This is a genomic window from Actinosynnema sp. NPDC023794 (genome assembly GCF_040639675.1).
Taxonomy (GTDB): domain Bacteria; phylum Actinomycetota; class Actinomycetes; order Mycobacteriales; family Pseudonocardiaceae; genus Actinosynnema; species Actinosynnema luteola.
The window spans coordinates 55,076-77,595 of sequence record NZ_JBFAFR010000037.1 but is presented as its reverse complement, the minus strand read 5'-3'; the positions used below and the strand labels follow the sequence as shown (position 1 = coordinate 77,595).

Here is a 22,520-nt window from a genome sequence, read left to right as displayed (position 1 = left end):
CGAGAACTGATGGCGCACTTCGCCTTTGTCAGCGCGCCCGCGGCCGGGCACGTCAACCCCACCCTGCCGCTGGTGGAGGAGCTGGTCCGGCGCGGCCACCGGGTCAGCTACGCCACCGGGCCCGCCACCGCCGACGGCGCGGCGAGGGCGGGCGCGACGCCGGTCGTGCTGCCGTCCGAGCTGCCGCCGGACCTGGACGCGCGCGGCGAGTTCACCGCCGAGCAGCTGGCCGTGACGCTGGGGTACTTCCTCGACGACGCCGAGGTGTCGTTCCCGGTGCTGGCGGCGCACTTCGAGACCGACCGGCCGGACGTGGTCTGCTACGACTCGGTGACCTTCACCGGGCGGATGCTGGCCAACCTGCTCGGCGTGCCGGAGGTGGCGCTGGTGCCGACGTTCGCGGAGAACGAGCGGTTCTCGGCGACGCAGGTGTACCTGCCGCCGTCGTTCGACCACCAGCACCCGGAGCTGGTCGCGGCGATCGGGCGGATGGCGAAGTTCGCCTCCGGCTTCAGCTTCCTGGACGACCCGAACCTGATGTTCGGCCACGTCGCGCCGATGAACGTGGTGTTCGTGCCGCGCTCGTTCCAGCTGTCCGCCGAGACGTTCGACGACCGGTTCCACTTCGTGGGGCCGTCGCTGGGCAGTTGGCAGGACGCCGAGGAGTGGTCGCCGAAGTCGGACTCGCCGGTGCTGCTGATCTCGCTCGGCACGGTGTTCAACTCGCGGCCGGAGTTCTACCGGGCGTGCGTCGAGGCGTTCGCCGACGGGCCGTGGGAGGTCGTGATGTCGATCGGCGACCTGGATCCCGCCGGGCTCGGGCCGCTGCCCGCGAACGTCTCGGCGCACCGGCGCGTGCCGCAGGTGGCCGTGCTGCGCCACGCCTCGGTGTTCCTCAGTCACGCCGGCATGAACTCGATCATGGAGTCGCTGTACCACGACGTGCCGTTCGTGACGGTGCCCCAGATCCCGGAGCAGCGGGCCATCGCGGCACGGGCCGCCGAGCTGGGCCTCGGGGTCACGCTGGAGGACCAGACGCCGGCCGGTCTGCGTGCGGCGGTGGCCGCGGCGTCCGCCAACCGGGCGGCCGTGGCGGAGATGGGCGAGGTCGTCCGCTCCAGCGGTGGTGCGCCCGCGGCGGCGAACGCGGTGGAGAGGCTGCTCAGCGCGTAGCACGGCCTTGACGAGTAGCACCGACCTAGCGAGTGGAGTGGGAGAGCCATGCTGACGTTGGGCATCAGTGGACACTTCGACCTGTTACCGGACCTGTTCCGGAACTACATGCACGACGCCGCCGCCTGCCTGGTGGCCGACGGCGAACTCGTCGCCGCGGTCGAGGAGGAGCGGTACAACCGGATCAAGAAGACGAACAGGTTCCCGACCGGCGCCGTCCGCGCCTGCCTCGACCTGGCCGGCGTCCGACCGCAGGACGTCGACGCCGTCGGCTACTACTTCACCGAGGAGCTCCTGGACCAGGGGCTGCGCAACTTCCAGCTGACGGCGCCCTTCTACCAGGTCGGCTCCGGCATGGACCTCCTCCTGGACCGGCTGCGCACCCGGTTCGACTGGGACCTCGCCCCCGACCGGGTGGTGTTCGCGCGGCACCACCTCGCGCACGCCTGGTCGTCGTTCGCCCGGTCGGGCATGTCGGACGCGCTGGTCGTCGTCATGGACGGCCGCGGCGAGGACGTCTCCACCACGGTCTTCGCCGCCGGGGCCGGCGAGATGCGCGAACTGCGGTCCTACCCGGTCCCGCACTCGCTCGGCCTGTTCTACCAGGACGCGATCGGCCACGTCGGCTACGGTTTCGGCGACGAGTACAAGGTCATGGGGCTGGCGCCGTACGGCGACCCGGCGACCTACCGCGAGCAGTTCCGCAGCCTCTACGCGCTGCTCCCCGACGGTGGCTACGAACTGATCCCGGGCCTGCCCGACATCAACCCGACCGTGGCGCCGTTCTACGCGATCGGGTTCCCGTCCCGGACCGCCGGCGAACCGGTGACGCAGGAGCACAAGGACTTCGCCGCCGGGCTCCAGGAGATGCTGGAGACCGTGGCCATGCACGTGATCACGCACTGGGCCCGGCAGACCGGCGCGACCAGGCTGTGCTTCACCGGCGGCGTCGCGCACAACAGCAGCCTCAACGGGGTGATCCTGCGCTCGGGCCTGTTCGAGGAGGTCTTCGTGCACCCGTCGTCGAACGACGCGGGCTCGGCGGAGGGCGCGGCCATCGTCGCCGCCCAGCACTTCGGCGCACCGCTCACCCGCGTGGCGCGGATGACCGCCGCGAGCCTCGGACCCGACCTCGGCACACCGGACGAGGTCGAGCGGCAGTTGTCGGCGTGGAACGGGATCGTGGACGTCGAGCGGCCCGCGGACATCGTCGACGCGACGGCGGAACTGCTCGCCGGCGGCGCGGTGGTCGGCTGGGCGCACGGGCGTTCGGAGTTCGGGCCGCGCGCGTTGGGCAACCGGAGCATCCTGGCCGACGCCCGCCCGGTGGAGAACCGGGACCGGATCAACGCCATGGTGAAGAAGCGGGAGGCCTTCCGGCCGTTCGCGCCCGCCGTCACGACGGAGGCGGCGGCCACCTACTTCGACCTCACCGGCACCGCCGCGGAGCACGGGTTCATGTCGTTCGTGGTGCACGTCCAAGAGGACCGGCGGGCCGAGCTGGGCGCGGTGACCCACGTCGACGGCACCGCGCGGGTCCAGGTGGTCTCGCCGGAGGCCAACGCCCGCTTCCACCGGCTGATCACCCGATTCGGTGAACTCACCGGCACTCCCGTGCTGCTCAACACGTCGTTCAACAACAACGCCGAGCCGATCGTGCAGTCCGTGGACGACGCGCTGACCTGCTTCCTGACCACGGAGATCGACGTGCTGGTGGTCGAGGACTTCCTGGTCCGACGACGGGAACCGGTGGACCGGGCGCTGGACGACCTGGTGCCCGCGTTCCGCCCGGACACGCGGCTGCGGAAGGACTGGCAGCCGGGCGACGACGTGAGCGGCGAGATCTACCTGAACTTCTCGTTCGGCCCTTCGACGACCGTCTCACCGGCCGTGTTCGACCTGCTGGCCGCCGTGGACGGCGAGGCCACGATCGCCTCGCTGGCGGGGGAGCTGACCGACGAGGCGCGCGCCGAGGTCCTGGCCCTGTGGCAGCGGCGGTTCATCACCCTCACGCCCAAGCGGTGAACCGGGGCGCGGACCGCGCCCGGCTCCACGGCGGGTGACGTCGATCCCGCGCGGGTTCTCGAAGAGCGGCGCGTCGCCGGCGGATCCGTTGTCCACCACCACGGTGGCGGTGACCGCCGGCGAGCCGCCGCCTTCGACGTCGCCGCCGACCTCAGGAGGTTCCGACCGGCAGCAGGTAGACCAAGGTGTCGTCCACGCCGTCCAGCAGGAACACGTCGTGCGCGAGGTCGTCGTAGAACCCGCCGACCAGCCCCAGCGACAACGACAGGCCGGCCGCGACCAGGGCCAGGTTCTGCGCCAGGTGACCGGCCTCGGCGAACCCCAGCCGCACGGCACGCAGGCCGTAGTCGCGGCGCAGGTCGCCGATCCGCACGTGCAGCCCGAGCAGCGCCGGTGTGGTGGCGATGTCCACGCCTCCCGTGAGCGCGGCGGCCGGTCCGAACCAGCTCGACGTCCGCTCCACGTCCTCGACCGTCGGCGCGGGCGCCACTGCCACCAACCGCCGTTCGCCCTCGTCCACGTCGTAGAGACCCGGCTCCAAGCCGTCCACGGACAACGCCGCCAGCCGCAGCCGCGCGGTGTACCGGGCGCCGGCGCTGGGGTGCGGACGCCTGCCGTCGGGCAACCGGCCGTGCGCGGTCCACAGCAGCGCCGCCAACCGCGCGGCGTCCAGCGGACCCCGCAGCGCGTCGCCCCGGCCGGTGCGCCGGTCGCGCAGGACCTCCCGCAGCGACGCCGGGGTGTCCGGTGGGTCGGGCAGCCGCACCGCCCGCCGCCACGGCGGGAGCGCTGGTCGGTCGTGGGAACCGTCCTTGCGCGGTCGCTGCTCCTCGACCTCCGGCCGGTACTTGCTCGCCTCCAGGTAGCGGCGGTCCGGCGCGTCGGCGCCGTCGGCGTGGAACTCCGCGACCCCCGTCGGCGCGAGCGCGGTGGCCGCGACCAGCCAGCAGATCGTGCGCTCCTCGTCGGCGCCGATGCCCAGCCGGTTGAGCAGCATGTGGAGCTGGGACCCCCAGACGTGGCGCGGCAGTTCGGCGCGCACCTGCCGCGCCCAGTACGCCACCGCTCCGGTCGGCGCGGACTCGACGCGGTCCCACCGGGCGCTCAACCGCGCCGCGCCGGTGGCGTGCAACCGGTGCGCGGCCAGGTGGGAGGACATCGTCGGCGCGGAGGCGGGTTCGCGGCTCGTCCGCCAGGACGCGGCCAGGGTGCGCAACCACGAGGCCGCCGCCGGGCGGTCCAGTCCCAGCGCGGAAGTCGTGGCCATCACCAGTTCCACCGCGGCGCTGAGCTTGGCCTGCGGCGTGCGGGCCGCGCGCAGCACCGCCACCGCCACGTCCGTGCTGCGGCAGAACACCTCCTCCGCGATCGGCATCGCGGCGGGCCCGCCGTAGCGCTCCACCTCCGGTTCGTAGGGCGCCTCGCGCACGTCGCCGTGCGGCAGGAAGTCCTCGCCCGCCACGCCGAGGGCGGCGTGGAAGCTGACCGGGTCCACCTCCACCTCGGGGTGGCCCGCCGCCGCGACCAGGGCGCGCAAACCCTCGGCGATCACGCCCGCGTGCGTGGCGGCGTCACGCAGCCGGACGCGCAGGTGCGGCCCGGACCGCCAGTAGCGGAGGAAGAACCAGTCGGAGATCCGGCCGGCGGCCCGGTGCTCGGCCATCGCGGGAGCGAGCACGTCCGCGATGAACGCGTCGACGGTCTCGGCCCGCCACGACAGCCGCACGTGCAGCCCGGTCCACGTCATGGCAGTTCGTCCAGTGGGGTGAGGTCGTAGGTGAAACCCGTGGCCCGCGGCCGACCGGCGACGAGCAGGTAGAGCACGCTGTGCCCGGCGGGCGCCCGCACCAGCGCCTCCAACTCCTCGTCGCGCAGGCTGCGCAACGGGCGGCAGAACAGGCCCGCCTCCGCGGCGGTCGCGCCGACCCGCTGGGCGGCGGAACCGGCGGCGCGCAGCAGTGCCCGGTAGCCGTCGGGCCCGGCCTCTGCCACCGCCGCCGCCGGGTCGCCGGTGATCACCAGGGCCAGGTTCGCGCTGCCGACGTCGACGATGTCCGGCGGGTGCTGGAAGGCGTCCCGGAGCCGCGCCACCACCGGCCCCGCCGCGACCAGGCGATCGGCGTCGTACCAGCCGTCCGGGACACCCTCGACGTTGCGCACCGCCAACCGGTGCTGTACGTGCGCGAGGCGTGGCAGGGCCGTGACCACCGCGTGCAACGCCGACGCGGGCAGAGGTCGTGGATCGGCGGACACTCCGCGCGGCCCGAACCCGGAACTGCGCGCCGGCAGTGGCGGCCCCGGCGCGCCGGTCTCGCGATCCGAGCACACCTCGACGCACTCGCGGACCACGCGCGCCCGCAGCCCCAGCCGGGCCGCGCGGTCCGCCAGGGCCGCGAGCAGGTGCCCGAGCTCCAATTCCACCAGCACGTCCGCGAACTCGCCGTACCCCGCGGAGAAGCGCTCGGGACGGCGCACGAGGTCGAGCCGGGCGCACGTGCCGAGCCGGTCGGGCGCGCCGCCGACGAGCGCCCGGCGCGCCGGGTCCAGCAGCCACGACCGACCGTCCACGGCCAGCGCGACGTCCACCGCGAACGCCGATCGCGCGGACGGGTACGCCCGGTGGTCGTTGTACGGGTTCCACGGCTCCCACCGACGCGGCGTGGCCACGTCCGTCAGCAGGTGCGCCAGCGCCGCCCCGAACCGGCCCAGGCGGGCCAGCCCGGCCAGCGCGACCCGCGGTCCCGGCGGGGGAGGTGTCGGCTGCGGCTCCGGGACCGCGGTGATCGTCCGACCGGGGCCGTGCCGGTACGCGGCAGCGAGCGCGTCGGCGGCGGTCGGCGCGCTGACGGTGGGCGATGTGCCGGCGGGCGGCTCGCTGTCGGCGGTGGTCACGGGAACGGGTGAGGCAGCAGGGGGCCGGTCGCGCGCAGCCGCGGTATGCCGTGGGTGCGGCGGTCGTGCTCGCCGAACGTCATCGGCAGCGTGCCCGGCACGACGACCTTCGCCGTGTGCAGGCCGAGGCCGTCGCGCACCACCGGATCGGTCAGGTCCACCGCGATCACCTCCAGGTCCAACGCCGCCCACGCGGTCACGTAGTGCTCCAGCAACGCGTCCAGGTCGTGCCGCGGCACGTCGGGCGCGATCGGCGCCACCGGGTCACCCGGACGCAGGAAGTCGTAGCGGTCGGCGGCCTCGGGCAGGCCGTTGACCGTCACGTGGTCCTCCATCGTGCGTACCAGCTCCGGTTCGCGCAGCATCCGCAGCAGCCGTTCCCGGTCGTACTCCGCCGGGTCGGCGCGGGCGCGCCTGGCGGCCGACTCGACGTCCGCCGCGACCTCCACCACCGCCGACCGCACGGCGGCGTCCGGGTCGACCCCCGCGCCCGCCGCGAAGAACGCCCGCGGCGTGGACGGCCCGTCACCGGTGTGCCGGGCCAGGGCGAGCACCGCGGGCACCGCCAGGTCGTTGGTCGCGTCGTAGCACTCCAGCCGGTAGCCGAGCTGTTCGAGCCGGTCGGACAGGTGCAGGGCGAGCCCGTCGCGCACCACGACGCCGCGCAACGGCGTCCGCTGGTACCACGCCATCAGGAACGCGTCCCGCTCGGCGACCTCGAACAACCCGTGCAGCACCGCTTCGGTGAGGCTGTTGCCGGTGCCGCAGCCGTTGGACGTCTCGTTCACGAACCGCGGTCCCGGTGTGCCGCCCCAGTAGACGACGTGCTCGGGCACCGCCACGGTGGTCCCGCGCGAGTAGGACCACCCGTGCACCCAGCGCGTGCGGACCTCCGGGCTGTAGGGCACCACGTGCGGCGACGGGAAGTCCGGCAGGCCGAGGCGGGTCGGCTCGACCGCCCGGTCCGGGCCCAGGTCGGCGAACGACGCCTCCAGCACGGTCCGGGTGCGCCGGGGGCGCATCCCGGCGAGCCGTTCCACCGCCTCGAACAACGCCACCCGCTCGGACTCGCCGAACGTGGCCGTCCGCCCGAAACCGGCCTGCGGCCCGTCGTCGCTCACGATCCGCGCGCTCACCGAGGGCAGCGGCCCGTCGCCGACGCGGGACAGCCGGTCCACCGGTCCGTGCCGCCGGTCGACCAACGCGTCGCGCACCGCGTCGCCACCGGTGAGCGGGTTCGGACCGCGCAGCGCTCCCGGCGGCACGGGCGCCGGTTCGCGGACCACGACCGCGGTGTCGGCGGTGTCGTCGGGCAGCGGCCCGCAGACCGGGCAGCCCCCGGGACGGGGCCGCACCCGGTGCTCGGTCACCGAGCCCACGTCCGTGCGGACGGCCAGCACGCGGTCGCGGTAGGCGTCCGGATCGGCCAGCACGAGTTCGGTCAGCGCGTCCACCAGCGGGCCGTGCGCCGGGGACGGCACGCCGCCCAACCGCAGGCCCTCGTCACGACGCGGCACGGCGGTGCTCTGCGCGGCCAGTCGGATGTCCTCCGCGCAGCCGAGGCACACCCCCGGACCGCCGCCGACGACCGGACCCAGCAACGTCATCGCGCCGTCGTACCGGATCGGCAGCACCGCGGCGCCGTCCGCGCCGACGCGCCGCAGGTCGCCGATCGTGTAGGCGGTCAACGACACCACGGTCACCGGCTCGCCTCCGGCGCCGCGAACGCCACCAGACCGGCCGCGTGCAGGACCGGGCCCAACGCCACCGGCTTGACCTCGGCGCCGCCCGACAGCTCCGCCAACCGGCGCTGCAGCGCGTCCTCCGCCTCACGCAGCCCGTAGGGCCAGTGCCAGGCCCGGTCGGTCCACGCGACACCCGCCGTGTACGGCTCCTCCACCGGGAACGCGCCGGACAGCACCACCGGCTCCGACCCGCCGGCCTGCGCGCGGCCCGCCGCGGCCATCGCCGCGAACGCCACGGCGTCGGCGGCGGTCGCCTCGATCGCCCAGGACAGTTCCACACCGCCCGAGCGGACGACCGCGCGCACCACCCCGTCGCCGAGCCGGTCCACCGCCACCTCGGCGGGCAGCGCGAACCGCAGCACCACCGCCTTCCACCACCGCCGCGCGGTCGCGTCGGCCTGCCACTCGTCCGGGTCGACCGGTGCGCCCGGCAGGGACCGGGCGGCGGTGCGCAACGCGAGACCGAGCGCGTGGACGGAATCCGCGCCCACCACGGCGTTGTCGGGCGCCAGCCGGCGCGCGGCGCGGACCACGGCGTCCAAGCGGGCGGACGGCTCGGTCGTGCCGTAGCCGATGACCTCGCCCGAGGCGGCCAGCATCACCGGTACCTGGGGCAGGTCACCGGTGCGCGGTGCGGGCACCGGCCCGAGCTCGGGGTCGCCCAGCACGTCGACGAGCCGCCCGGTGGGCGGCGCGGGACGCACCGCCGACAGCCACGGGTGGTAGTCCGCCCGCAGCGGGTCCAGCCGTGCGACGAACACCGGTTGGTGCGCCGGACCGGGTGGTGGCGAGTCGGACGGGTCCATCGCCTCGGAGGCCGGGTCGGGCAGCCCGGCGACCGCGCACACCAACCGGTGCGCCGCGGCCGAGCCGACCAACGCCGCCAGCACCTCCGGCGGCTCACCCGTCGACCCGTCGAGGCGGTGGGCGACGGCTTCGGCGTCGGCCAGCACGTCGCCGCGCGCCCCGGGCGCGACCACGAACCCCACGTCCGCGGCACACCGGGCGGCGATCGCGTGCCCACCGCACTCCAGCAGCAGGTCCGGCCCCGGCCCGACCGGCGCGACCGCCAACCCGGTGGCCGTCAACGCCCGGCGCGCGGCGGCGGCCACGGCACCGGACCCGACGACGGCCACCACGCTCCCGCGCAACGAGTCCCACGCCCGCGCGGGCCGTCCGGCCACCGATTCCAGCCACCGCGCGACGTGCTCGGGCGGACCGTCGACGTCCCAGGAGGCGGGCACCCGGACCAGCAGGTCGTGCTCGCGCAACTGGCCGATGATCATCTTCAGGGCCGCCGCCACGGCCGGTGGCGCCTGGTCCGGCACGGTCAGCTGCTCCGGCGACACGCCCGCGGTCAACGGTCCGGCCAGCTTCTGCCACACCGTCCACAGGCCCGTGCCGCCGCTGACGGTGAAGGCGGTCGCCCACCCCCGCACGTGCAGGCCGGTGTCCGTCGGGCTGGCGTGGACGATCGGGCGCAGCCGCAGCAACTCCCCGTCCACCGGCTCGTCCGTCACGAGACCCCCCAGTACGTTTCCGCGATCACTTCGAGCACCCGGCCGCCGGGGGACTGCGCGCCCGGCACGGGCAACGCCTCGGTCAGCTCGACGCCGTCCGGGAACTTGGCCAGCAGCCGGGGCAGGCAGCGCAGGTGCAGGGCGTTGCCGAAGTCGACGTACTGCGGCTTGACCGGGATCAGCATGCGTTCCAGGTGATCGGCGGACAGGGACGCGGCGCGGGCGTCCACGAACACGTGCTCCGGCAGCCCGTGCCGGGCGCGCAACCGCGCCACCGCGGGTGCGACCGCCTCGTCGGCGCCCAGTCCCGGGGGCACGGAGAAGTCCCAGGTGCGGCGGGCCAGCACCACGTCGCGGTAGCGCAACCCTCCGCGCAGCACCGCCTCGCCGTCGACCTCGCTCGACCGCAGCGCGTCCAGGCGGACCCAGCCGCACGCCAGGTCCGAGTGCAGCGGGAGGTACCGGTCGGGCATCAGCAGCGGCAGCAGGAAGCCCGGGTACACCACGTCCAGCGGCTCGCCCCGGTGCACCACCCTGACCTCGTCGGTCCGCGGGTCGTGCCGGACCTGGAGCTCGTCGGCGGGCAGGTCGGCCCACCGGGCGTCCTCGCCGACCTCGTGTGCGGCCAGCAGCGGGTGCAGGTTGGCGTTGAACCCGTGCAGCGGTCGGAACTGCGCGAACCGCTCGCCGAGGGTTCGCCGCAACTGCGCGGCCACCGCGTCCGCCGCGCCGGGCAACCGCCGCAGGAACCGGCTCAGGAACCTGCCGAAGCCCGGGTAGACGTGGTTGACCACCAGTCGCCCGTCCCGCGTCGGCTGGCCGAAGAACGCGTACGAACCGGGGCGGCGCACCCAGTCCGGCACGTGGTGGGCGGCCTCGTGCAGCAGGTCGTCCGACAGCACGCCGCCGTCCGCACGCGCCGCCTCCGCGATCTTCTCGCGGGACTCCATCAGCGCGACGATCCCCGGGTCGCGCACGGACGCTCCGTCCGCGTCGTCCGGCGAGACGCTCGACAGGAACGTCGCGCACTCCGCCAGGGAGGCCGTGCCGCCGGGGCCGACCGCCTCGACGAACCGGTTGCGCACCAGCCTGCGCACCAGCAGCTGCTGGTCGAACAGGACCAGCAGCGGGGTGAGCCGGGTCAGCGTGCCGGTGCCGGTGGCGGGCGCCGGGACCGGCTCCGGGAGGAGGACGTCCTCCAGCACCGGCGCGATCCCGGTCAGGTCGACGCCGACCCGTTCGCCGAGTTCGCGCCAGCCCGCGGCGAGCTCGGCGGTGGCGACCGCCCGCTCGGGCGGGTCCGCCGTGGCGAACGCGGCGGTGGCCGCCACCAGCCGCGTCAGCCGGTCGGCCACGTCGTGCGCGCCCAGCTCGCGCAACCACGCGGCGATCGCCGCCGGCGCGTCCGGGTCCTGCGGGTGCACCGGCTCCACAGGCACCAGCAGGCCGATGTCGAGCATCCGCTCGACGTAGGCGCGGGCGGCGGTGGCCGCCTCGGGCGTGGACAGCCTGGCGGCCAGCGCCTCGGCCAGGTCGGCGGGCGCGACGCCGTCGGGCCCGGCGTCGCGCACGGCGGCCACCAGGAACCGCAACGGCCCCGTGGCCGCCACGTCCACCTGCTCCTCGCGCGTGAGATCGATCCGCGACGGCGGGGCGTCGGGCCCGGGGGCGATCAGGGTGTCGCGGCGGAACACCAGGTGGCCGTCGCGTTCGCGCAAGCCCGGCGCGAGCCGGTGCGGCCGGTCGCGGAAGGCGGCGACCAACCGGGTCAGCAGCAGGCGGTTCAGCTCGGTGTGCGCCACCGGTCGTGCCTGCGGCCAGGGCCCGTCGCCCCAGGAGCCCCAGCCGACGTGGGTGTACCAGGACAGCGGGCTGGTCTTGGACGTGGCGCGCAAGGCGTAGCGCAGCACCGTCGCCTCGACCTTGCGGGCCTTGCGGTCGGGCGTGCCGCCGCCGTCCGCCGTGCGCGTCAGGCCGTGCAGCAGGTCCGCGCCGGTCAACACCCCGGCCAGCCGCACCGGTTCGGCCTGGCACACCCGCGCGAGCACGGCGCGTTCGGCGGCCAGCGCGTCCGGCCACGCGGCCAGCGCCGCCTCGGTGGCGGCGTCGAGCGCGGCGCGGTCGTCCAGCCAGTGCGCCACCAGCGGGATCCGCTCGGGCAGCGTGCCCAACCCGGCCAGCAGCGCCGGACGGGGCGAGCGGTCGTTGTGCGCGTCGCGCCGCAGCGGCAGCACGACCCGGCGGTGGAACTCGGCCGGGTGGTCGCTCGCGCTGTCGTGCAACGCGTCGGCCACCTTCGGCGCGAGGTCCCGGATGCGGGAGTGCGCCGCGACCGCGGCGGCCATCGCGGTCCGGAAGCCCGTCGCGCCCGTCGGTGGCTCGGGGTGGGGCAGCGCCGCCACGCGGACCATCGCGTACGGCGCCAACTCGGTGGTGATCACACCGGCCATGCGCGCTACCTCCGCGGGAGGGTGATCGGGGGCGTCGGAACCGACGCCCCCGACGTGGGACATCGACGTGCCGCCACGAACGGTCCGGCGTGGCGAGCGCGTCAACTCACCGGATCGGCTACTTGACCTTGGGCTCGAGGTGCGGCCTCGACGAGCAGCACGAGCAGGCCGTGGACGCGACCGGGTCGCCGTCCGTGAGCGCCGTGTCGGCGATGGTGGTCACGGCCAGTTCGTCCAGGACCAAGTCCTCGACATCGAAAGTCAGGTCCAAGGCGTCCTCCCTCATTCAGTTCCGGGTCGGGCATTGCAGCGCGACCTTAAGCAGGTGGATCGGAGACCGACAAGACCCGCGAGCTCTATTCCAAACGATTCGAGAAAGGGGTCATCTCGGTCATTCGGGTGAAGGTGATCGGTCCGGGCGGATGCCCCTATTCGGACCTCCGAAAGGTGTTCCCGGGGTAATTGCCCGCGATTGGCGGCGACGCGCCCGGGAACGGGTGTAGATTGCTTCCGGCACGGTTCAGCAGCCGTCGGGTGGCGGCGTCGTGGTCCGACTGGCCCATTCGCGGCATCCGCCATCCGTCGGTGATCGCCGGAACCGGGACTTCCCGGTCGGGGTGCGGGATTCCGAATGCACCGGAACGGTGGTGACCCGAAAATGGGTGATGACGACACCGTCGACGGTCCGATCACCTCGGCGCGGTGGTGAGTGTCATTCGGCAGTGGGTTATCCGGCGGTTATTCAACCGTCGATCGCCAGGGCGGTGTGATCGTCCCGCAATGTGGGCGAGAGTTTCGGCCTCAGTCGCACGCGCCGCCGTTGAGGCTGTCCAGGACGGCGGTGTACGCGGGCTTGCGCGCGCCGGTGGGGTCGAACAGCAGCGGTGTGCCCGAGGCTCGCCACGAGTCGCTGTCGCGAACGCCCCACACCGTGATCCCGGTGCACCGGCTCACCGCCAGGCAGGCCGTGACCGCGCGGCGGTAGTTCTCCGCCTGGGCGGCGCCGGAACCCTCGATGTCCAGCTCGCTCAGCTGCACGTCCACGCCGAGCGCGGCGAAGTTGCGGATCGTGGTGGCGAAGTCGGCGGGCACCGGGTGGTTGGCGGTGAAGTGCGACTGGAGGCCGACGCAGTCGATCGGCACGCCCCGCGCCCGGAAGTCGCGCACCATCCGGTGCACGGCCTGGGTCTTGGCGTGGGCCCAATTCTCGATGTTGTAGTCGTTGTAGCAGAGCTTCGCGCCGGGATCGGCCGCCCGTGCCGCCCGGAACGCCGCCTCGATCCAGTCGTCGCCGGTGCGCTGGAAGTTGGAGTCGCGCCGGGCGCCGGTCGGGCCGTCGGCGAACGCCTCGCCGACGACGTCCCAGGCCTGGATCCGGCCGCGGTAGTAGGCGGCGACCTGGGTGACGTGGTTGAGCATCGCCTGCCGCAGTGCCGCGCCCCGCAGGCTCGCCAGCCAGGACGGCTGCGCCGAGTGCCAGAGCAACGTCTGGCCGCGCACCCGCTTGCCCAGCCGCACGGCGTGGTCCACGACCCGGTCGGCCGGCGCGAAGGTGAACCGGCCCTGCACCGGCTCGGTCGCGTCGAGCTTCAGCTCGTTCTCGGGCGTGACCACGGCGAACTCGCGGTCCAGGATGCCCGCGTACGTCGGGTCGGACAACTTGTACCCCTGGACGGCCACGCCGAAGTACCGGCCGCTGCGTCCAGCGGCCGAGGCGAGGGTGGTGGCGGGTGAGGTGAAGGTGGTGGCTGAGGCGGCGGCGCTGGCCGGCGGCAGCAGCCCCACCGTGGTCAACGACGCGGTGATCAAGGACGCGGATAAGAGTTTTCGCACTTCGACGGCCCCTTCCGGCGCGGTGGCGATCCACGATGGTGCGCACCACCGCGCCGGGCAACGGTTATCGAACGTTTTCGAAACTCCTGCGGCCGTAGGTGAGCCGGCGCAGCAACCATTCGGCCGGACCCTGGCGGTCCGCGCGGCGCAACGCGTCCGCGAAGGCGACGGTGGCCAGCCACGTGGCGACCGCGATCCCGGACGCCGCGGCCGTGCCCAGCTCGGCGCCCAGCCCGCCCGCGTACGGCACGAACACCGCCACGAACACCACGGACTGCACCAGGTAGCAGGTCATCGACCGCCGTCCGCACGCGGCCAGCGCGGTCAGCGCCCGACCCGGCCGGGTGACCCGCGCCGCCACGAGCCCGATCAACGCCGCGTACCCCGACCCACCGGCCAAGCCGGTGACCCCGTGCAGCACGTACGCGGGCACCGACAGCGCGCCGAGCGTCGAGACCCCGGCGTCGAGCAACGCCAGCGGGAGTCCGCCCAGCACGGCCGACCCGATGCCGACGAGGGCAATCACGCGCAGCGCGGTGACGTGGCGACTCGGCTCGTCCAGCAGGCGACGGCGGGCTGCCCACACGCCGAGCAGGAACGGGACCACCAGTTCCACCACCAGGAACGGCGTCAGCACGCCCCACAGCACCAGGCGCTCACCCACCGCCGCCACCGGGTCGGTCGCGGCGGCCATGCCCGACGGCCCGCCGAACTCGGCGATCCGCATCCCGTTGACCAGGGACACGGCGGCGTGCACGAGCAGCCACGCGCCCGCGACCGCCACCAGCGTGCGGTCACGCCACCGCAGCGCGCCGACCATCAGCAGCCCGGCCAGCCCGTACGCGGCGAGGATGTCGCCGAAGAACAGCAGCAGGGCGTGGCCGAACCCGAACACCAGCAGCCACCGGCTCCGCCGGCGCAACAGCCGGCGCGTGTCGCGCCAGTCACCGGTCCGCTTGCCGGCCAGCTGCACGAACCCGTAGCCGAACAGCGCCGCGAACATGGGCATCGCCCGGCCGTCGACCAGCGCGACCTGGATCCCGGTGACGACGCGGTCGAACGCGCCGCCGTCCAGCGCGTACGCCCGGAACCCGGTCGGGTGGCCGGACAGGTACATGTGCGCGTGGGCGAGCGCGATCATCAGCAGCACCACGCCCCGGGCCAAGTCGGGCGCCAGCGCGCGTCCGCCCGTGATGGGCCGGTCGAGCATGACGGAAGATGGGGACAACGGAACACCTCGATTGGATACGGTGGCGTAGCTTATCTGGCCGATAAGATACGACACCGTGTCTTGAAGCGGAAGTGACATGGAGAAAGCGGCTGCCAAGGCGCCGGAACGACGGCGTGGCGAGGCGCTGGTGCAGGCCATCCACGACGCCGCGCTCGCCGAACTCGCCGAGGTCGGGCTGGGCCAGCTGAGCATGGAGGGCATCGCGCGCCGGGCGTCCACCGCCAAGACCGTGCTCTACCGGCGCTGGGCGACACCGCACGAGCTGCTGGTCGACGCCGTGGCCGGGGCCCACCCGGTGGAGGTCCCGACCCCCGAGGCGGACGACCTGCGCGCCGACCTGATCGCGGCGCTCACCGTGCTGACCGACTGGATGCGGACGCCGGCGGCCACCGCCGTGCTGGCGATCGTGTCCGAACGCCACCGCTACCCGGACCTCGCCGAATCCCTCTACCGCGACGTCTTCGACCCCAGGGGCGGCACGTTCACCACCACGGTCCTGCGCCACTACGCCGCCAACGGTCGCCTGGACCCCCGCCGGCTGACCCCGATCACCACCCAGATCGGCGAGGCGATGGTCTTCAAGCTGTCCACGGACCTGGCCCGCGTGCCGACACCGGACGAGCTGGTCGCGATCGTGGACGAGGCCCTCCTCCCGGCCCTCGGCTTCCCGCCCGCCTGACGGGTCTCACCGGTCGCTCCGCCGCAGCGCGAGTTCGGCGAGCACGGTGGCGCCGTCGGGCAGCAGCGCGTCGTCGAACCGGACGAGGGGGGAGTGGTTGTCGGCGCCGTTGCCCGCGCCGAACGGGATGAACGCGCCGGGGACCTCTTGCAGGACGCGGGAGAAGTCCTCGGCCCCCGGCATCGAGTTCGCCAGCGGCCGGAAACGCCCGTCGAGGACGTCGGCGATCGTGTCGGCGACGAACGCGGTCTCCTGGGCGTCGTTGACGGTCATCGGGTAGCCGTCGCGGTAGTCCACCTCGGCGCGCAGGCCGTGCGCCTGCGCGATCGACCGCGCCAACGTGACCGCCGCGTCCTTGATCGTGGCCCTCGCCGACGCGGAGAAGGTGCGCACGGTCGCCTCGAACCGCGCGGTGTCGGGGATGACGTTGCGCCTGCTCCCGGCGTGGAACGACCCCACGGTCACCACCGCGGGGTCGAAGATGTCGGCCTGGCGGGTGACCATGGCCTGCAACGCCGTGACGATCTCGCACGCCACCGGGATCGGATCCTGCGCGCGGTGCGGCCGGGCGCCGTGCCCGCCCGCGCCGACGACGGTGACGTCCAGCCCGTCGGAAGCCGCCATCGTGGTGCCAGGACGGGCCGAGAACACGCCGTGCGGCACGCCCGCGCCGAACACGTGCAACGCGTAGGCGGCGTCCGGCCGGCGACCGGCGGCGTCCAGCACGCCCTCGGCGATCATCGCGGCCGACCCGTCCCACCCCTCCTCGCCGGGCTGGAACATGAAGATGACGTCACCGGCCAACTCGTCCCGGCGCGCGGCGAGCAGGTGCGCCGCGCCGACCAGCATCGCGGTGTGCATGTCGTGGCCGCACGCGTGCATCACACCGTCCACACGGGACGCGTAGTCCAGCCCCGTGCGCTCCTGCACGGGCAGCGCGTCCATGTCGGCGCGCAGCAGCACCACCGGTCCCGGCCGCGCGCCGCGCAGCACGCCGGTCACCGACGTCAACGACCGCCCCGGCGACAGCTCCAGCGGCAGGCCGTCGAGCGCGGCGAGCACCTTCTCCTGCGTCCGCGGCAAGTCCAGGCCGATCTCCGGCTCGGCGTGCAGCCGTCGTCGCAGTCGCACCAGGTGGTCCATCAAGGCCGCGTTCTGGCTCGTCGACATGGGTGATCTCTCCTCGGGTCGGTGGCGGGGCACTTGCCGAGGATCACTTCGGGTGCCACTCTCGACCCTCAGATTGTCAAGATCGCTCACAGGGATGGTCCTTGGTGCAGGATTCGTTCACACCCGACGAGACCGACCTCCGGCTCGTCCACGCCATGCAAGCCGCGCCGCGGGCGACGTGGCACGAGGTCGGGCGTTCGCTCGGCATCGACCCGGTCACCGCGGCACGGCGGTGGCAGGTGCTGTCCGACACGGGTTTCGCGCGCGTCACCGCCTACCCCGAGGTGCGGCTGTGGGCCGCGGACCACTGCAACGCGTTCATCGAGATCGACATCGAGCCGACGTCCCGCGCGCACGCCGTCGAGGTCCTGTCCCGCATTCCGCAGGTCGTCTCGATCTCGATCATCAGCAGCGGCCGGGACCTGTTCCTGACCCTGCTGACCCCCGACCTCGCCACCCTGTCGCACCTCGTGCTGCACCGGCTGCACGCGCTGCCGGGGCTGCGCCGCACGCGCACGCACACCGTCACCACCGTCTACGGCGAGGGCAACCACTGGCGGCTCGGCGCGCTCGAACCCCAGCGGCGCGCGCGGGCCGTGCCGCCGGGCAGGCCGACCGGGGGCCGCGCGGTCTGGAAGCCCCACCACCGGGAGGTGCTGCGGGCGCTCGACGACGGGCGCAGGCCGGCGGCCGAGATCGCGGTCCGCACCGGCCGGAGCGGGTCGACCGTGCGCCGGTGGCTCAACGAGATGGTCGACGGCAGGCTGCTGTCGCTGCGGTGCGAGGTCGCGCAACCCGTCACGGGGTGGCCGATCGCCGCGACGTTCTGGGCCAGGGTGCCACCGGACGAACTGGACCGGACCGCGACCGCGTTGACCGAGCTGCCGGAGGTGCGGCTGTGCGCGGCCGTCACCGGGGCGGACAACCTGGTGATGACGTTGTGGCTGCGTTCCCTCGGCGACGTCCAACGGCTGGAGGCCGAACTCGCCAGGCGACTGCCGGCGCTCACCCTCACCGACCGCGCCGTGACGTTGCGCGCGGTGAAGCGGATGGGGTGCCTGCTCGACGAAGCGGGTCGGATCACCGACGTGGTGCCCGTCGACCCGTGGGCGACGCCGTGACGCCGTGCCGCTGGGGAAGCGTAGGTTCGTGGCCATGCGCGTACTGTTTGCCGGCCTCGCGTCGGTGGGGCACACCTATCCGCTGATCCCGCTGGCGAACGCCGCCCGGGAAGCCGGGCACGAGGTGCACTTCGCCGCCGGCGAGGGGGTGCACGCGCCGTTGGCCGCGAACGGGCTGCGGCCGTTCCGCCCCGCGGACGCGTTCTACGAGATGTACGCCGAGGACCTGGAGCCGGACCTGGCGCGCCTGCGGCCCGACCTCGTGGTGCACGGGTGGGGCGTGCCGGGAGCGGCGATCGCCGCGCGCCGAGCCGGGATCCCCGGCCTGTGGCACGGTTTCGGCCGCATGTTCCCCGACGGGATCGGCCTGGAACCGCCCGCGCGGAGCGCTCCCGGCCTGCCGCACGTCGACATCTGCCCGCCGTCCTTGCAGGACAAGGATTTCCTGGCCGGCGAGGACCGGATCGAGCTGCGCCCGGTCGCGTTCTCGGAGCCGGGCGCACTGCCCTCCTGGAACGGGCGCGGCACGTCGCGGCCGTTGGTCTACCTGACGCTCGGCACCGCCTTCGGCACACCGGAGCTGCTGACCACGGCCATCAAGGCCCTGGCCGCGCTGGACGCCCGCGTGGTGGTCGCGACCGGCCGCGTGCGCCCGGAGGAGCTCGGCGAGGTGCCGGACAACGTCACCTTGCACGAGTGGGTGCCGCAAGCCGACCTGCTGCCGCACGTGGACGTCGTCGTGCACCACGGCGGCAGCGGCACCACGCTCGGTGCGCTCGCCGTCGGCGCGCCGCAGCTGATCCTGCCCCAGGGCGCCGACCAGTTCGCCAACGCCGACGCCGTGACCGCCGCCGGGGCCGGCGCGCGCCTGCTCCCGGACGAGGTGAGCGCGGAAGCCCTCGCCTCCGTCGTCGGGACCCTGTCGCGGCCCGGCGGGCACGCCGAAGCGGCCCGCGCGATCGCCGAGGAGATCACCCGGATGCCCGGCCCGGACGACGTCGCGCGCCGACTCCCGGACTACGCCGGACGCGGCTGAACCACCTCGTCGATTCGACAACCGGCCCGGAGCCGGCCGGGCCCGCCGTGACCCGGACCGGTGAACGGGGTCCAGGCGTTCCCACCGAGTTCACGTCGCCGAAACCACCGGCGGCCCGGCCGCGACCTACAGTCTCGCCATCCTGAACGAGATCGATCCCTTCATCGGAACGGCCGCGACCTCCCTGCCACCGGCGCAGGGTCTCGCGGCCACTTGGTGGTGGCCGAAAGCGCAGATCGGCAACACCCACCCGGGCGCGACGTCCCCGCTGGGAATGGTGTCCGCCTGCGCCTACTCCGGCGCCTACCCGACCGGCTACGGCCGGTACACGAAGAACACCGAGGGCCTGCCGGAGGAGATGTTCGACCGGTCGCTGGCCTCCGGGTTCACCCACTTCCAGCAGTCCGGCACCGGCGCGATCCGCAAGTACTACAACTACGTCCGGGTGACACCGATGGTGCAGCAGCTGGACGCGCTCGGCGAAGCCTGGCCGCTGCACGACGAGGTCGCCGAGGCCGGGTACTACGCGGCCACGCTCGACACCGGCGTGCGGTGCGAGATCACCGTCGGCGAGAAGGTCGCGGTCCACCGGTACACGTTCCCGGAGCACCGCGGCGCGCGCATCGTCGTGGACCTGTCGTGCGGCGGCCTGGCCATCGACCACGGCCGCACGGTGCCGCTGCGCGCACACGTGGAGAGCCTCGGCCACGGCCGGGCGCAGGGCACGGTCGTGGTGGAGGGCGTGCCGCTGTCGGTGCACGTCGAGGTCGACTCGCCGGGCTGGCGGCAGATGCTCTGGCACGACCGCAGGCTGATCGAGGGCGGCACCCGGCTGGACTTCGACCGCATCCGGCAGACCACCCTGCGCCCGTTCGGGCTGCTGTTCCTCGGGCCGACCGGCGCCGGGCAGAGCGTCGAGGTGCGGATCGGCTTCTCCCTGCGCGGCTGCGACCAGGCCAGGGACAACCTGCACCGGGAGTGCGGGCAGCAGCCGGCCGCGTTCGACGTCATCCGGGAGCGCACCACGCACCGGTGGCGCGACCACGTGGGCCGGATCGAGGTCGAGGGCGGGTCGCCGGCCAGGCGGCAGGTGTTCGCCACCGCCCTGTACCACTCGCTGATCAAGCCGTGCTTCGCCGACGACGAGAGCCCGTTCTGGCCGACGTCCGGTCCGTTCGCGTTCGACGTCTGCACGATGTGGGACATCTACAAGACGCAGCTGCCGCTGCTCTCGGCGATCGTGCCGGACCGGGCGGTGGACCTGCTGGAGTCGCTCATCCGGGTGTGCGAGGAGGAGGGCAACTTCCCGATCGGGTACCGGATGGCCCGCGGCGCGGACCGGTTCTTCCGGCAGGCGAGCGCCCTGGTGCACACCGCGCTGGCCGACGCGCACGCGTTGAGCCTCGGCGACCTGGACTGGAACTGGGCGCTGGTGCACATGGAGGCCGACCTGCGCCGGCTGTACGGCGAGGACTTCTACGAGCACGGCGTCGTGCACCCGATCTCGCACACCCTCGACCTGGCCTACGCCTACCACTGCACCGCGGGCGTCGCGCGGGCGTTGAACGACCACCGCCTCGCCGACGACCTCGCCGCGCGCAGCCTGCTGTGGACCAACGCGTTCGACCCGGCCACGGGCCTGCTGCACGACTCGTCGTTCTACGAGGGCGGCAAGTGGAACTACTCGTTCCGGCTCATGCACGACATGGCCGGGCGGATCGCGATGGCCGGCGGCGACGACGCGTTCGTCGCGATGCTGGACTCGTTCTTCGGCTTCGGCGCGCCGCCGGTGACGCAGCCCGGCAGGCGGCCCGACCCGGCCGAGATGGCGGTCGGCTACGCGCTGAACCGGTTCGAAGGGCTCAACAACGAGCCGGACATGGAAGCGCCCTGGTCCTACCACTACGCGGGCCGGCCCGACCGCACGGCCGAGGTCGTGCACGCGGCGCTGACCTGGCAGTTCGGCACCGGTCCCGGCGGGCTGCCGGGCAACGACGACTCCGGCGGCCTCAGCTCCTGGTACGTCTGGGCCTCGCTCGGGCTGTTCCCGATCGCCGGCCAGAACCTGTTCCTGGTCAACGCGCCCGCGTTCGCGCGCGTCACCGTGCACCTCGGCGACCGGGACTTCGTCGTGGAGACCAGGGGTCACCGGGAGACGCCGGTCAGCTCCGACGGGCTGGAACGCGTGCCACCGCCGCAGTACGTGCAGTCCGCCCGGCTCGACGGCCGGCCGCTGGAGGTGGCGCACCTGAGCGCCGTCGACGTGCACGCGGGCGGGCGGCTGCAACTCGAACTCGGCCCGGAACCCTCGGCCTGGGGCCGTCGGGTCAGGCCGCCGTCACCGTCCGACCCGTCCACGCCGGGAGCGCGCCCATGACCACGCCGAACCGCCGCCTCGTCATCGTGGTCCGCGCCGATCCGGTGATCTGCGGCCACTCCGGAGAGGCGCGCAACCTCGCCGAGGTCGCCCTCACCCGCGGCTTCGACGACGTGCGGCTGCTGACGTGGCCGGTGCCGGCGCTCCAGGCGGCCGGGCTGCCGCTCAAGCCGCTCGACCGGATCACGCCGTACAGCGCGGGCATCACGGTGGAGCGGCCGGAGCCGGTCGGCGACTACCGGGTGCCCGACGGCCGGTACCTGGCCGGGCTCACCGGGCGCCTGGTCGAACTGCTCGCCGAACCGGTGCCGACCACGTGCCTGTCGATGTACCTGGTGCCGCACACGGCGGTCGTGGGCGAGGCGGTGGCGGTGGCGCGGGCGGCCGGCTTCTCACCCGACGTCCGCACCATCGCGAAGGCGGTCGGCTCGGACGTCACCAACGTGATCCGCTCGTGCCTGCGCGAGGGCCGGTTCGGCGCGGCGGTGGCCCTGTTCACCACGTTCCTGGCCAACGACCAGGTGATCGCGGTGTCGGAGTACACGCGGCAGGAGATCGTGGCCGCCGCCGAGGCGGTCGACGCGCATTGCGGCACCCGGCTCGCCGACGAGTGCCGCGCGCGGGTCGCGGTCAGCTACCCGCCGATCGACACGTCCGCCTACCTGGACCTCGACCCGGCCCTGGTGGACGCCGCCCTCGCGCGCCGAGGCCTCGAACGTGACGGCTACGTGCTGTTCCTGTCCCGGGTGGCGCGGGCCAAGGGCGTCCACGACCTGGTGACGGCGTTCGCCCGGTCGAGGGCGCGGTCCCGGGTGAAGCTCGTGATCGCGGGGAACGGCCCGGCGCTGGAGGACGTCCGGGCGCTCACCCGGGGCGACGACCGGGTGGTGCTGCTGTCCGACGTGGACGACGAGGAGAAGCCGCTGCTGATGCGCGGTTGCGCCGCCTACGCGTTGCCGACCAAGCCGGAGCCGGACTTCGTGGAGACGTTCGGCATCGCGCTGACCGAGAAGATGCTCGCGGGCGGCGGACCGGTGATCACCACGATCACCGGCGGCACCGGCGAGGCGGTCGGCGGCACGGCGATCATCGTGGAAGCCGGAGACGTCCCGGGCCTCGCCGCCGCGATCGACCGGGCGGTGCTGGACCTGTCGGTCGAGGAGCGGCGGTCCATGGCGGACCGGGCCAGGGCGCACGCCCTGTCGTTCGACCGGGCACGGGTGTTCGACGACCTGTTCGCCACGTCCGTGCCCGTCCACCGCTGACTG

The 22,520-nt window shown here is 73.9% G+C and carries 16 protein-coding genes; 7 read left to right on the top strand and 9 right to left on the bottom strand.

Translation table 11 applies throughout. From position 1 onward, the window contains the following. The first annotated feature begins 9 nt into the window (after positions 1 to 9). Both AB0H12_RS39805 and AB0H12_RS39800 read left to right on the top strand, forming a co-directional pair. Complete coding sequence (locus AB0H12_RS39805; protein WP_499630294.1) at positions 10 to 1,173, top strand: macrolide family glycosyltransferase; 1,164 nt, start codon at positions 10 to 12, stop codon at positions 1,171 to 1,173. 48 nt (positions 1,174 to 1,221) lie between these two features. After that, entirely contained in the window at positions 1,222 to 3,198 is a 1,977-nt protein-coding gene (locus AB0H12_RS39800; protein WP_499630293.1) for a carbamoyltransferase family protein, read from the top strand. A 151-nt stretch (positions 3,199 to 3,349) separates the two neighbouring features. Here the strand turns inward: AB0H12_RS39800 and AB0H12_RS39795 are convergent, their stop codons facing one another. The 8 genes from AB0H12_RS39795 to AB0H12_RS39760 all read right to left on the bottom strand — a co-directional run bounded on the left by AB0H12_RS39795 (position 3,350) and on the right by AB0H12_RS39760 (position 14,866). Then, a complete protein-coding gene (locus AB0H12_RS39795) occupies positions 3,350 to 4,945 on the bottom strand; it encodes a thiopeptide-type bacteriocin biosynthesis protein (protein WP_499630291.1) in 1,596 nt (531 codons plus the stop codon). Continuing rightward, positions 4,942 to 6,090 carry a nitroreductase family protein gene (locus tag AB0H12_RS39790; RefSeq protein WP_499630289.1) on the bottom strand — a complete coding sequence of 383 codons (1,149 nt, stop codon included), beginning with the start codon at positions 6,088 to 6,090 and terminating at the stop codon, positions 4,942 to 4,944. The genes AB0H12_RS39795 and AB0H12_RS39790 overlap by 4 nt, the downstream gene beginning before the upstream one ends. Beyond that, positions 6,087 to 7,793, bottom strand: coding sequence for a TOMM precursor leader peptide-binding protein (locus AB0H12_RS39785; protein WP_499630288.1), 1,707 nt, complete (start codon positions 7,791 to 7,793; stop codon positions 6,087 to 6,089). The genes AB0H12_RS39790 and AB0H12_RS39785 overlap by 4 nt, the downstream gene beginning before the upstream one ends. Then, entirely contained in the window at positions 7,790 to 9,355 is a 1,566-nt protein-coding gene (locus AB0H12_RS39780) for a hypothetical protein (protein WP_499630286.1), read from the bottom strand. Before AB0H12_RS39780 ends, AB0H12_RS39785 begins: the two co-directional genes overlap by 4 nt. Then, a complete protein-coding gene (locus AB0H12_RS39775) occupies positions 9,352 to 11,805 on the bottom strand; it encodes a lantibiotic dehydratase (RefSeq protein ID WP_499630284.1) in 2,454 nt (817 codons plus the stop codon). Before AB0H12_RS39775 ends, AB0H12_RS39780 begins: the two co-directional genes overlap by 4 nt. A gap of 118 nt (positions 11,806 to 11,923) precedes the next feature. Then, a complete protein-coding gene (locus AB0H12_RS39770) occupies positions 11,924 to 12,076 on the bottom strand; it encodes a thiazolylpeptide-type bacteriocin (protein ID WP_499630282.1) in 153 nt (50 codons plus the stop codon). 530 nt (positions 12,077 to 12,606) lie between these two features. Continuing rightward, complete coding sequence (locus AB0H12_RS39765) at positions 12,607 to 13,638, bottom strand: glycoside hydrolase family 10 protein (protein WP_499630280.1); 1,032 nt, start codon at positions 13,636 to 13,638, stop codon at positions 12,607 to 12,609. A gap of 64 nt (positions 13,639 to 13,702) precedes the next feature. Continuing rightward, positions 13,703 to 14,866, bottom strand: coding sequence for a DUF418 domain-containing protein (locus tag AB0H12_RS39760; protein ID WP_499630278.1), 1,164 nt, complete (start codon positions 14,864 to 14,866; stop codon positions 13,703 to 13,705). Positions 14,867 to 14,945: 79 nt separating this feature from the next. Between AB0H12_RS39760 and AB0H12_RS39755 the strand changes: the two genes are divergently transcribed. Continuing rightward, positions 14,946 to 15,548: a TetR/AcrR family transcriptional regulator gene (locus AB0H12_RS39755; protein ID WP_499630276.1), complete on the top strand. Its 603-nt coding sequence runs from the start codon at positions 14,946 to 14,948 to the stop codon at positions 15,546 to 15,548. A gap of 6 nt (positions 15,549 to 15,554) precedes the next feature. Here the strand turns inward: AB0H12_RS39755 and AB0H12_RS39750 are convergent, their stop codons facing one another. Further along, the gene (locus AB0H12_RS39750) at positions 15,555 to 16,718 is read right to left on the bottom strand and encodes a M20 metallopeptidase family protein (protein WP_499630274.1); all 1,164 of its coding nucleotides are present in this window, start codon (positions 16,716 to 16,718) and stop codon (positions 15,555 to 15,557) included. Between the two features lie 104 nt (positions 16,719 to 16,822). Here AB0H12_RS39750 and AB0H12_RS39745 point away from each other — a divergent pair, with 104 nt between their 5' ends. The 4 genes from AB0H12_RS39745 (at position 16,823) to AB0H12_RS39730 (ending at position 22,517) form a co-directional block, all read left to right on the top strand. Beyond that, entirely contained in the window at positions 16,823 to 17,839 is a 1,017-nt protein-coding gene (locus tag AB0H12_RS39745; RefSeq protein WP_499630272.1) for an Lrp/AsnC family transcriptional regulator, read from the top strand. A gap of 34 nt (positions 17,840 to 17,873) precedes the next feature. Beyond that, positions 17,874 to 18,875: a glycosyltransferase gene (locus AB0H12_RS39740; RefSeq protein WP_499630270.1), complete on the top strand. Its 1,002-nt coding sequence runs from the start codon at positions 17,874 to 17,876 to the stop codon at positions 18,873 to 18,875. A gap of 139 nt (positions 18,876 to 19,014) precedes the next feature. Further along, entirely contained in the window at positions 19,015 to 21,252 is a 2,238-nt protein-coding gene (locus AB0H12_RS39735; protein ID WP_499630301.1) for a glycoside hydrolase domain-containing protein, read from the top strand. After that, on the top strand, positions 21,249 to 22,517 hold the full coding sequence (locus tag AB0H12_RS39730; protein ID WP_499630268.1) for a glycosyltransferase: 1,269 nt from the start codon (positions 21,249 to 21,251) through the stop codon (positions 22,515 to 22,517). Before AB0H12_RS39735 ends, AB0H12_RS39730 begins: the two co-directional genes overlap by 4 nt. Positions 22,518 to 22,520 lie beyond the last annotated feature (3 nt).

Coding starts and splice junctions, on each gene's coding strand:
- AB0H12_RS39805 (WP_499630294.1), top strand. CDS start 10: ATGGCGCACTTCGCCTTTGTCAGCGCGCCCGCGGCCGGGCACGTCAAC.
- AB0H12_RS39800 (WP_499630293.1), top strand. CDS start 1,222: ATGCTGACGTTGGGCATCAGTGGACACTTCGACCTGTTACCGGACCTG.
- AB0H12_RS39795 (WP_499630291.1), bottom strand. CDS start 4,945: ATGACGTGGACCGGGCTGCACGTGCGGCTGTCGTGGCGGGCCGAGACC.
- AB0H12_RS39775 (WP_499630284.1), bottom strand. CDS start 11,805: ATGGCCGGTGTGATCACCACCGAGTTGGCGCCGTACGCGATGGTCCGC.
- AB0H12_RS39755 (WP_499630276.1), top strand. CDS start 14,946: ATGGAGAAAGCGGCTGCCAAGGCGCCGGAACGACGGCGTGGCGAGGCG.
- AB0H12_RS39750 (WP_499630274.1), bottom strand. CDS start 16,718: ATGTCGACGAGCCAGAACGCGGCCTTGATGGACCACCTGGTGCGACTG.
- AB0H12_RS39740 (WP_499630270.1), top strand. CDS start 17,874: ATGCGCGTACTGTTTGCCGGCCTCGCGTCGGTGGGGCACACCTATCCG.
- AB0H12_RS39730 (WP_499630268.1), top strand. CDS start 21,249: ATGACCACGCCGAACCGCCGCCTCGTCATCGTGGTCCGCGCCGATCCG.